Source organism: Bifidobacterium eulemuris (assembly GCF_014898155.1).
Classification (GTDB): Bacteria; Actinomycetota; Actinomycetes; order Actinomycetales; family Bifidobacteriaceae; genus Bifidobacterium; species Bifidobacterium eulemuris.
In genome coordinates this window covers 2,627,986-2,639,177 of record NZ_CP062938.1, presented here as the reverse complement: position 1 = coordinate 2,639,177, position 11,192 = coordinate 2,627,986, and the positions used below count along the sequence as shown (strand labels likewise).

Genomic DNA, 11,192 nt, shown 5'->3' with positions numbered 1-11,192 from the left:
ATATACATTACCAACCGGTTGGTAGGTAGTTTATCAACTATTATCACCCGACACGCCATCGCTCATTGAAATCACAGCCTACCGACCGTATGGTTAAGGTGGACTTCGCCGCTTCACGGCGGCCGATAGTCGTCAAAGACGACGAAAGGAGAACCATGGCTTCCGACAGCGGCACCGCCAACGACACCGACCGACGCGCCGCGATTCTCAACGCGGCCGTCGCCTCGTTCGGCACATTGGGCTATTACGGCACGTCCCTGCAGCGCATCGCCACCGAGGTGGGACTCACCAAGGCCGGCGTGCTCCACCACGTCGGCAGCAAGGAGGGGCTGCTGAACCTGGTGCTCGCCGAAATGTACGACCGCGAGACCGAGGACATCACCGCCGCCATGGTGCGCGACGAACGTCCGCTGATCGCCGAGTTGTGGCGCCGCACCGTGGCCGTCAACGCCGAACGCCCCCGGCTGGTGCATATGTTCTCCACCCTAAGCGCCGAGGCGCTCGACCCCGAGCACCCGGCCCACGACTATTTCGAGGATCGCGAGCGCGCCACCGTCGACATGGCGCTCAACATCCGCTGGCATGTGCCCGGAAACGTGGATGTGGAGCGTCTGCTGCAGGCCGGATTCTCCATGATGGACGGCGTGCAGCTGCGCTGGCTGCGCGCCCCCGGCAGGGATCTGAAGTCCATGTGGGCCGCATGCGAGGACGTGCTGTTCCCGCTGCCCCTGTGGGACGGCTATCGCTGATCGCGGTCGCGGGCGATGCCGGCAAGGCGTCCGTCGAGGTCGTAGCACAGCAGCAGCACGGCCATCACCGCGACCATGGCGAATGGAATCCATGCGAAGGTGTTCACCATCGCGTCGACGGTGGCCCGCGCCTGCACGGTGGCGGTGCCGTCATAACCGCTGACGCCGAGGATCCAGGCGATCGCGGCCGATGAGACGCCCATGGCCACCTTCATCGAAAAACTCGACGAGCTGAACACGATGCCGTCGGACCGCACGCCGGTCTTCCATTCCCCGTATTCGACCACGTCGCCGCTCATCGCGTTCAGCGCGGCGTTCATCGGCACGATGCCGACCATACGCACGATGATCGAGACGAAGAACACCCACAGGCTCGTCGGGTCGACGAACACCAGCAGGCTTCCCGCGGCGACCAGCGCAAGCCCGGCCAACGAGGAATTGCGTTTGCCGAAGCGGGCGACCAGCGGACCGGCGAACGGTAGTCCGACGATCAGCGGGACCACCGTGGCCAGGCCGATCACCGAGGTCAGGTTCGAATTGCCGAGCACGTATTTGGCGATGTACGCGGCCATGCCGTTCGCGATGCCGTTGTAGATCCACAACGAGAAGTTCAGCCCCAGCGTCAGCCACCAGTACTTGTTGCGCGCCAGGGCGCGGAAGTGGTCCCCCACCGGGCGCCTGTCCACCCCGCCGCCCGCCGGGACCGCGCGCTCCTTGGTGTTCGCGAACGTGAACCAGTAGCCGAACGGAATCATCACCGCGATCACGCCGAAGAACACGCTCCACCCCAGCGACTCCCCGCCGAACAGGTTGATCACCGGCATGGCCAGCACGTATACCAGCATGGCGGCCACATTGGCCAGCGTCATACGGAAGATGTTCAGCTGCGTCTTCTCGTCCGAATCCCGTGTCAGCAGCGAGGTCAGCGAGGCGTACGACACGTTGACCGTGGAATAGGCGATGTTGACCACCGAATACACCACCCATGCGTAGACGACGCCGGCCAGAGAATCGCCGAAGGGGTCGACGAACAGGAAAAGGAACGCCACGCCGTAGGCGATGCCGCCGAACAGCATCCACGGACGGGCCTTGCCCCAGCGGGTCGAGGTCTGGTCGACGAGGATCCCCACGGTCAGATCCCAGAACGCGACGGCCAGACGCACCACCAGCAGCATCGAGGCGACCATGGAGGCCGAAAGATGCACCACATCCGTGTAGAACATGGTCAGATACGTCGCCATGGCGATATTGCCGATGGACGTCCAGAAATCGCCCATACCGAACGCGAATTTGGTCAATGTCGAAAGTTTGCCCGCAGGCTTGACGGATGAAGGCATAGTGGGACCTTTGCAGCGAAAAACGGAAAGGAACGGAGAGGATAGGAACGTCAGCGACGAGACGATATCCACCCGCGGGCCCTTCCGAAGGAGGCCCGCGCGTGGGAAAAGGAAGAAGGAGACGGAGATCAGGCCTTGCGGATGCGCACGGCCATATACTGGCGGCCCAGATCGACGCGGACAGAGCCCTCATAGGTGCCGGGAAGCGTGTCGATCGTCATGTCCCATGTGTCGATCACGTCCACGACGTAGCGACCTCCCTCCGGCAGGAGGAACTCACGATAGGCGGGACGGTACCAACCGAAATACGCAAGCTGGTAGTCGTCGCCGCTGCGCAGCACCGGCACGTCCCAATACCGCCCCGCTTTCTCATCATGCGGCGTAAAGGGCGCTCCGCCCTCAGACGGCGCCGGCGCGGACCACACGAATTCGGGCGGCATGTCGTCGTCCAGAGGGGCCGCGTCCAGCGGCAGATCCGCGAACACGCCGCGCATGAACGCGATGCGCTCCGGCGTCTCGCCGTGCAATTCGCCGCCATGGGCCCACCACACCTGCTCGCCCTGGTCGATGAACGTTTCGCCATGGGTCACATAGCCGCGCCGCATCGCCCCTTCCCAGAACCTGCGGACCAGCTCCTCGCCGGTAAGATTGCCCCATCCCCAATAGATGTTGCCCTCATACCCCGGCTCGTCGCACACGACCGGCTTGCCGAATTCGCGACGCCAGTCGGCGATGCATTCGGTGGTTCGGGTCACGTCGACGCGCTGGGTCGAGCAGTGGGTGCACCACGCCTCGTTGTAGTCGTACACCTTCACGCAGTTGTGGACGGAACGCAGGTGGTTGAAGGGATCGTTCGCCATCACCACGCGGGCGTACCGACGCCAGTCCTCCAGCGGCTTCTGCGGCAGCAGAATGTCATACTCATTGGCCAACGACCACCACACGTTCTTGTAGGCCGCGTACCGGCGGACCATATAGCTGAGATAGAACATGTCGGCCTGCGCGCCCATCGAGCTGAAGCCCCATTCCGGCTTGTCATAAGGATGCAACAGGATGATATCCGCTTCGATGCCAAGCTCGTCGAGCTGCGCGATGCGGCGGTCGAGATTCTCGAAAAACGGCTCATTGAAACGCGTGTGGTCGAATCCCTCGACCATGGACCCCTCATAGGCGAACATCTCGGGATCCGCGGTATTGAAGTCGTAGTATTTGGGGAACACACACATGCGAATCTTGTTGAACGGCGCTTTGGCGAGCGTGGCCACAGTACGGTCCTGCACGCGCTCGGACTGATTCGTCCATGCGTAACATGTCGTGCCATGGGGTTGGTAGGGTGTGCCGTCCTCATAGGAGAAGCAGTACGGCAATTGCGCGCCGTACGCTTCGCGCAGCGCGCCTTTGGCCACGTCGCAGGCCCTCAGCACGCGTCCGTGGTTGCCTTCGCCGGCGGGGTCCACGACGATCTCGCCTTTCAGCTCTTCCATGGAGGGATCGTCGCTTCGCGTCCCATACGTCCATACGCCTTCCTCGGTCGGCATGAAGCGGATCGAATATCGCCCTTGTCCACGGTAGAAACCGTTCACGTCGATGGAATCTCCGGTGGCATGGCTGGTGAACGACGCCCGAAGGGTCACATCCGCGTAGGGGTTGCCCGCCGAGGTTCCGGTGAGATTGAGTTCGAACATCTTGTAGCGTTCGACATGCGCGATTGCAGTCATGATTGGTATGCCTTTCGTCGGGCGCACGGCGACGTGCGCGCTGATCGGTGTGATCGGTAGCCGCCAACAGGTCGAACACCGGAACCAATTCGACTTGTTAGTGATTACTGATAGATAACTTAACTCCAGTCGTCCATATCGTCAACCCCGACGCGCCCGCGTTTCGCGCACACACGCGAAGCACACCGCCTACCGGCATCCCTCCCACTGCGGCAACGGGAACAGATAGTCCGAATAGCGCTCCCATTCGGCCAGGAAGTCGATTTCGTCGGGACGGGCCAGCCAACGCCCCTCCAGGCCATACATCGCGGCGTTCGCCAGCATGTACACGAACTCGCCGTCCACGCCATCGGGCACCTGCCAGCGGTACGCGCGATAGGTGTCCCGCATCCACTGGGGTCGTTTGGCGAAGTAGGTGTACGCGGGATGCTCGGGAGACATGGCCTCGGCGTTGAGCATCTCGAACACGCGAACCAGCTCCGGCTGCCGCGCGTTCTGCTCGACAACCGCACGCAAGGCCTGCGGGATCCTCGGCAGCTCGCCCTCCCGCTCGCCGCCGGCGTCGAATTGCGACAGATAGCTCACGGTCGCGTCGGTCCGGTCGTAATACCGTTCGATCACCGCGATCAGCAGCCCCTGCTTGCTTTTCACACGATGGATCACGGCGGTCTGCGAAATGCCGATCTCCGAGGCGATGTCCTGCAGCGACATCCCGTAATAACCCTTACGTCCGATCAGACGCACCGCCACATCCACGATCTGTTCGAAACGCTCCTCCGAGCTCATCCGCCTCTTCGCACCCCCAGCGCCCTTCGCGGCGCCATGTCCGGCGATCATCTCGGCTATGCGAGCGCGGCCCTCCCCACGCGCCGCGTCCGCAACGGTCGCCCCCACACCATCTTCAGCCATATCGTCCACTCCCCTCGCATCCGCAGAATCATCGTATCGGTCAGCAACCGGTAACCAGTAATCAATAACCAATCTCCCACAACCCGCCTCCACATCAACCACGACACGCCCGAACCTCCACATGTTGACAACGTTTCGACCTCCGGTTAGATTCTGATGTTACTGGATAGTAACTATTAACTAGTAACTACCTACCGGAACAGTGTTGTTGTCATATCCGCATGAAAAACACCAAGGAAGGTGTGCACATGGAATCGCAAACCATCGCCAACGACGAACTCGCCCCGGACACGGGCGAACCCGTCAGCAAACTCGATCTCGGCCGCTTCGGCGCCGGATTCATCTTCTTCTGCATCGTCTTCATGATGTCCGGCACCATCGGATCGACCGTGCTGCTGCCCGCGCGGTTCAACACGCTGGGCATCGGTCAGGGCGAGACCATCCTGGGCACGATGAACTCCATCGGCATCATCTTCGCGCTTGTGGCCAACGTGGTGTTCGGCGCGCTCTCCGACGCCTCGTACAGCCGGTTCGGCAAGCGCACCCCATGGATCATCGTCGGCGGACCAATCGCCGGCGTCGGCTTCTACCTGACGTCCATCTCCGTCACCCTGCCCACCATCGTCGCCTCATGGTCGCTGCTGCAGGTCGGCCTCAACTGCATGCTCGCCCCCTGCGTCGCCATCCTCTCCGACCGTGTGCCGCAGAAGTACCGCGGCACCATGAGCGCCTTCTACGGGGCGGGACAGATCGTCGGCCAATCGCTGGGCACCATCATCGGATCCGCGTTCATCGACGCCCCGACGACCGGTTTCATGATCGGCACCGTCTGCTGGTTCCTGTGCGGCATCGGCACCGTGGCCCTTATTCCCCGCGAGCTCCCCGCGAAGAACGATTCCGCCCAGAAGTTCAGCCTCAAGCAGGTGGCGCTGCAGTTCCGCCCGCCGACCAAGGGCGCCTCCGACTTCTATAAGGCTCTGGTCGGCCGTCTGATGCTGATTTTCGGATACAACATGATCGTCGGCTACCAGCTGTATGTCTGCATGCGCTACATCGGCCAGGACGACGCCACCGCGGCGGCCACCGTCTCCACCATGGCCGTGATCACCATGATCGTCTCGCTCGCCGTCTCGCTGATCTCCGGTCCCATCTCCGACAGGATCGGCAGGCGCAAGATTCCTGTGTTCGTCTCCTCCGCCATCATCGCCGTCGGCATCGCCGTGCCGTGGCTGTGGCCGACCCGCACCGCCATGCTCGTCTACGCCGCGGTGATGGGTCTCGGCTACGGCATTTACATGGCCGTCGACCAGGCGCTCAACGTCGATGTGCTTCCCAATCCCGACGAGGCCGGCAAGGATCTCGGAATCCTCAACCTCGCCAACACCCTCGGCCAGGTCATCGCGCCGATCGTGGTCTCCTCGATCGTGGTCGCCACCGGCGGATACTTCCTCGTGTTCCCAGTGGCCATCATCGCCGTGATGGCCGGCGCCGTCGTGATCATGTTCATCAAAAAAGTGCGCTAGTCCACCCGCCGCGCCCCTCGCCGGCCACGCCACAGTCGCGGAAAACGAGAGATGGGCGGTCTCCTTCAAGGAGACCGCCCATCTCTCGTCGCGGGACCGTACGGTCACCGGCTCGCTCTTACTTCGTCAACGCTTTGAGGATGACGTTCTTGAGCATGCACAGCACGAACACCACGGCGCTGACGCAGAACGCGACCAGGCACGGGGTCATGATCGCCGCGTTGGTGCCGGAGGTCAGCACGTACCCGATGGACCAGCTCAGGATCTGCACGTTCGTCACCGCGAGGATGTAGATGACTCCCGCCAGGATGCCGATCGACGCGCTGGCCACGATCAGCACGAGCCAGACGAGGTTGATCGCCGGGGATGTTTTCAATTCCTGGTATGACTTGCTCATCATGCCATCGCCTTTCCGTCGTCGTTCTTCGCCGGAGCGCACCACGCGCGCACCGGAAGGGTCACGAACAGGGCCAGGGTGACCACCGCGAGCACCACATTGCCCGCGATCCACGCCCACTCCCAGTTCACGTCGTACTTGCCGCTCACCTCGGAGGCCTTGCTGTTGGCGTACACGTACAGGATGTTCTTGGCGGCCTTCTGCATCTGGGTGATGCCGTAGTCGCTGTCGAGCGTGGTGGACGTGTAGCCGCAGTCGCCGCTGGCGCGGGTCAGCATCATGTCGTTGCCCGCCGCGATCGCGTAATCCGGGAGCATGTAGTAGTCGCCGCCGGGGCCGACGCCGTCGGTGATGATCTTGCCCTTGAAGCCCCATTCGTCGCGCGGCAGCTCGTCGCACAGCGCCTTGGTAGCGGAGCTCCACGAGGTGCCGATGCGCGACAGCTCGGTCATCAGGCCGGTGCAGTCGGCCTTCTTGATGGCCAGCTCGAACGGACGGGCGTAGATCTCGCGCAGCGCCTGCTCGTTGCACCAGTTCGCGGCGCCGTCTCGGTTCGTGTCCTGCGTGTTGAGCATGTAATGCTTCGCGTAGACGTACACGCCCTCGCCCTGCATGCCGCTCACCTCAGCGACGGCCAGCAGGCCGGACAGGGTCGGATCCTCCGAGAAGTACTCGAAGTTGCGGCCGCCGAACGGCGAACGGTGGGTGTTCATAGCCGGCGCGTAGATGCCGACGATGCCCCAGGAGAGCGCCTCCTGCGCGTAGATGGAGCCCATCTCGTTAATCAGGTCGACATTCCAGGTCATGCCCATCAGCACCTCGGAGGTGTAGGTGTTCATCTTGGTGCCGCTGAAGTTGAAGCCGTTGAGGCCCTGCGGACCGTCGATGTCGACCGTGGCCTTCTTGCCGACGGATTCGATCGCTGAGGTCTGCCAGCCGGCGTTGCCGGTGAGCTCCACCAGCTCGTCCACGCTCATCTGCTGCACCAGCAGATCCCACTGCTCGTCGTCGTAATCGACGCCGGCCAGGTCGTCGACGCTCAGACCGTTGTCCGCGTCGGTGATCGGGGTTTCGACGTCGGTATCGGCGGTTTCCAGCACGGTGGAGCCGGGACCGTTGTCTTCGAGACGGGCCTTCACCTCATCCGGGATCTCGGTCGGGTTCAGGCGGCGCTCCACCTTCGGGAAGGTGCCGGCCAGATCGGCGCGGGACAGGTAGGTCATGTTGGTCTCCAACGAGCCGGCGTCCTGGAACTCCTGCTGGGAGACGGCGGCCACCTCGTCGGTGGAGCGCTTGCCGTCATGGTCGTCGTCGTAGATGATCGTGTCGGACAGATCGTAGGTGAACTCGGCGTCGTCGTTCTTGACGGTGTGCGAGTCGGTGCGCAGGCTGAAGGTGTAGGTGCCCGCGTCCATCACGTAGGCGCCGGCGTCCTCATAGTCGAAGGAGGCCATGTCGTCGAAGGTCATGGTCAGCTCGACGTCCTGGGATTCGCCCGGCTCCAGCAGATCCGTCTTGGCGAAGGCGCCGAGGTTGACGGCCGACTTCTCGATGCCGCCCTGGATGTACGGGGCACTGTAGTAGAGCTGCACCACGTCCTTGCCCGCGACGTCGCCGGTGTTGGTGACCTTCACGGTGGCGGTCACGTCGCCGCCCTGGCCGTCGACCGTGTAGTCCTCGAGCTCCCAGTCGAAGGTGGTGTAGCTCAGGCCGTAGCCGAACGGATACTGCACGATGCTGTCGTAGTCGGAGTAGTCGTACACCGTGCCGTCGGCGGCGGTGATCACGGCCTGTTCCTCGGCGGCGGTCTCATAGAAGCGGTAGCCGGTGTAGATGTTCTCCTCGAAGTAGAAGTAGCTGTCGGACATCTCCTGCTCGTAGTCGGAGTAGCCGCAGTCGCCCATGTTGTAGTAGGAGGGCGCGCTTTTGACGTCATAGGCGTAGGTGTCCACCAGATGGCCGCTCGGGTTGGTCTCGCCGAGCAGGATGTCGGCCACGCCGCGCATGCCGGTGGCGCCGGGGCCCGCGATCTGCAGTGCGGCGTCCACGCCCTCGTCCTCCAGGAAGCCCAGTTCCATGGCGTGGGAGGAGTTGATGAGCACGATCACGTTGTCGAAGTTCTGTTCGACGGCGTGGAGCAGCTCAAGCTCCGTGTCCTGCAGCTCGAGGTAGCTTTTGCCCTCGTCGCCGCCGACCAGGCCTTCTCCGGTCGTCTCGTCGGTCACGCCCATGTCCATGGGCAGGTCGCCGCCCTCGCCGCCGGCGCGGGAGAACACGATCACGGCCGTGTCGCTGTACTCCTTGGCGGAGTCCATCATATCGAGCACTTCGGTGCAGTTGGCGTCGTAGATGTTGTAGTCGCCGCCGTTCGGGGAGAACACGTTCCACGAGGCGCTGTCCTCGGACTTATCGGTGTAGAAGTCCCACAGGTCCTCGTTGATTTCCAGACCTTCGGCCTCGAACGACTCCTTGAGGGTGTCGCTGTAGGAGGCGCCGGAGGTGGATCCCGATCCGGAGCCGCCGTAGACCAGGTTCACGCTGCTGTAGCCGAACACGTTGATCTTGTTGGTGGTCAGCGGCAACGAATCGTTCTCGTTCTTCAGCAGGGTGGTGCCTTCGCCGCCGATCTCCTGCGTGATCTCGCGGGCCTGCTCGTAGATCGCGTCGTCGCCGCCGTCGCTGATCTGCTTGTTGAGGTCCAGTGTGGACGAGATCGTGCTGGAATACCGGTTGAGCGCCACATTGGCGACGATCATCGTCATGGTGAGGATGACCACCATCACCAAGCCGAACACGCCGAATTTCTTGCTGACCGGATGCATGAACTTCTTCATCGCCACTCCTTCCGGTCGGAGCGTCGCACGCCGGACACGCCGGACGGGGACGCGGAGTGGATTGCATGGGTGTAACGCATTGCGCCTGCTCCTCTGTCTTGCGGTTGTTACTGCCCTCCGAAGCGGATCGTCCTGCATGGCCTCCACGCCATAAGGACCATCCGCTGCGAGTGATTCCATTTCACCGGAAAACAATGGGCTTCGTTCAGCAAACGGCATGGTTGGCATCAATCGCGGCATCATCCGCATACCGCGCGGGCACCGCGCATACGCGAAGGCCCGGTGCCGACGGTCGTATCGAACCGTCGGCACCGGGCCGCGATTGAGCGGGGTCCGCTCACCTCACTTTGCGGATGAACATGATCACCACGGCGCCGGCCAGCACGCTGGCGAGCGCGATCGGGAACAGCGTCGCGTAGCTGCCGGTGGCCACGACGATCGCGCCGACGATCACCGGGGCGAGCACCTGCCCGACCGTGTTGGCGAGGTTGAGGATGCCGAGGTCCTTGCCGGCCTCCTCCTGACTGGGCAGCACGTCGACGTTGAGCGCCTGGTCGACGGCGATGTAGATGCCGTAGCCGAAACCGCCGACGCCGGCGAACAGGACCATGCCGAATCCGGTGGGCATGAACCATGGGATGGCGATGCCGACCGCGATGATCACCGATCCGATGGCCACGATGATCTTGCGCCGGTGCAGCAGGTCGGAGATCGGCCCGGAGACCACGGAGGTGATGATGAGCACGACCATGGAGACCACCGACATCGTGGAGATCGTGGCCGCGGATTCCTCGGTCGTCTGGCCGCAGTACTTCTGCAGGATGTACAGCTGGTAGCCCTGGATCATCGACCAGCCGAGGATGAGCATCAGACGGCCGACCAGAGCGAGATAGAAATCACGGCAGTTCCTCGTGGGCGGCACGAACGACCTGAGGATGGCTTTGGCGTCCAGCCGGGCGGCCGTCCCGCCGTCGGAGGAGGGGTCGGAGGCTTTCGACGAGCGTTCGCGGGGCCATACCAGCACGGTCACGACGCCGGTGATGGCGAACAGCGCGACGCCAACCATAAAGCCCTGCCCCATCTTCTCGATGAACTGCGCGCCCAGGAAGGTGCCGGCGGACTGGCCGACGATCTGCGCGCCGCCGTAGAACGCGGAGAAGGTGCCGCGCGTGCTTTCGGGGATGCGGTCGGAGAGCACGGCCACGGCCGGGGCGATCATCATGTTCACGCCCACCTGCACGACGGACCAGCCCGCCACGATGCCGAACAGGTCGACGCTTTGCGAGGCGAGCACGTATCCGGCCGCGGTGATGAATCCGCCGACGACGATCCACGGCGTGCGTTTGCCGAACCGCGAGCGCGTGATGTCGGAGAGCGCGCCGAACACGACGTTGGCCACCAGCGCGAACACGCAGCCCACGGAGTTCATGGTGCCGAGGATCACCTCGGGCACGCCGATGCCCAGTTCGGTGAAGCGCTGCGGCAGCAGCACGGCCGAGCCGGAGGTGCCGGCGGTCATCCAGATCAGGGAGAACAGCGCGAAGCCCACGCCGAAGCGTATCTTCTCCCGACTGCTCAGGGGGCGTCCGGTATCGGGCGCGAGGTTGGAGACGGTTGCCGTAGCGGCTGCGGTGCGAGTCGTCGACGACTCTTCGTTGAGTGTCATCAGTGCTTCCTTTGCTGAAACTATCGAAGTCGAAAGATTGAAGAATATCGAAAGGAGCG

At 63.2% G+C, this 11,192-nt stretch carries 8 protein-coding genes; 2 read left to right on the top strand and 6 right to left on the bottom strand.

Annotated features, from left to right (window positions below):
• Positions 1-155: 155 nt before the first annotated feature.
• A complete protein-coding gene (locus BE0216_RS10740; RefSeq protein WP_094637557.1) occupies positions 156-749 on the top strand; it encodes a TetR/AcrR family transcriptional regulator in 594 nt (197 codons plus the stop codon).
• On the opposite strand, the gene BE0216_RS10735 is transcribed toward BE0216_RS10740, so the two are convergent.
• The 3 genes from BE0216_RS10735 to BE0216_RS10725 all read right to left on the bottom strand — a co-directional run bounded on the left by BE0216_RS10735 (position 740) and on the right by BE0216_RS10725 (position 4,713).
• Positions 740-2,086: an MFS transporter gene (locus BE0216_RS10735; RefSeq protein ID WP_094637556.1), complete on the bottom strand. Its 1,347-nt coding sequence runs from the start codon at positions 2,084-2,086 to the stop codon at positions 740-742. The genes BE0216_RS10740 and BE0216_RS10735 overlap by 10 nt on opposite strands.
• A 128-nt stretch (positions 2,087-2,214) precedes the next feature.
• The gene (locus BE0216_RS10730) at positions 2,215-3,804 is read right to left on the bottom strand and encodes a DUF5605 domain-containing protein (protein ID WP_094637555.1); all 1,590 of its coding nucleotides are present in this window, start codon (positions 3,802-3,804) and stop codon (positions 2,215-2,217) included.
• Positions 3,805-3,993: 189 nt separating this feature from the next.
• A complete protein-coding gene (locus BE0216_RS10725) occupies positions 3,994-4,713 on the bottom strand; it encodes a TetR/AcrR family transcriptional regulator (RefSeq protein ID WP_226805784.1) in 720 nt (239 codons plus the stop codon).
• A 248-nt stretch (positions 4,714-4,961) separates the two neighbouring features.
• Between BE0216_RS10725 and BE0216_RS10720 the strand changes: the two genes are divergently transcribed.
• Positions 4,962-6,236 carry an MFS transporter gene (locus BE0216_RS10720; RefSeq protein ID WP_094637553.1) on the top strand — a complete coding sequence of 425 codons (1,275 nt, stop codon included), beginning with the start codon at positions 4,962-4,964 and terminating at the stop codon, positions 6,234-6,236.
• Between the two features lie 118 nt (positions 6,237-6,354).
• Here BE0216_RS10720 and BE0216_RS10715 read toward each other — a convergent pair whose 3' ends face one another.
• The 3 genes from BE0216_RS10715 to BE0216_RS10705 form a co-directional block, all read right to left on the bottom strand.
• On the bottom strand, positions 6,355-6,636 hold the full coding sequence (locus BE0216_RS10715; protein ID WP_226805783.1) for a hypothetical protein: 282 nt from the start codon (positions 6,634-6,636) through the stop codon (positions 6,355-6,357).
• Positions 6,633-9,467: a glycoside hydrolase family 3 C-terminal domain-containing protein gene (locus BE0216_RS10710; protein ID WP_226805782.1), complete on the bottom strand. Its 2,835-nt coding sequence runs from the start codon at positions 9,465-9,467 to the stop codon at positions 6,633-6,635. The genes BE0216_RS10715 and BE0216_RS10710 overlap by 4 nt, the downstream gene beginning before the upstream one ends.
• Positions 9,468-9,804: 337 nt before the next feature.
• A complete protein-coding gene (locus BE0216_RS10705; protein WP_094637551.1) occupies positions 9,805-11,133 on the bottom strand; it encodes an MFS transporter in 1,329 nt (442 codons plus the stop codon).
• Positions 11,134-11,192: the final 59 nt, after the last annotated feature.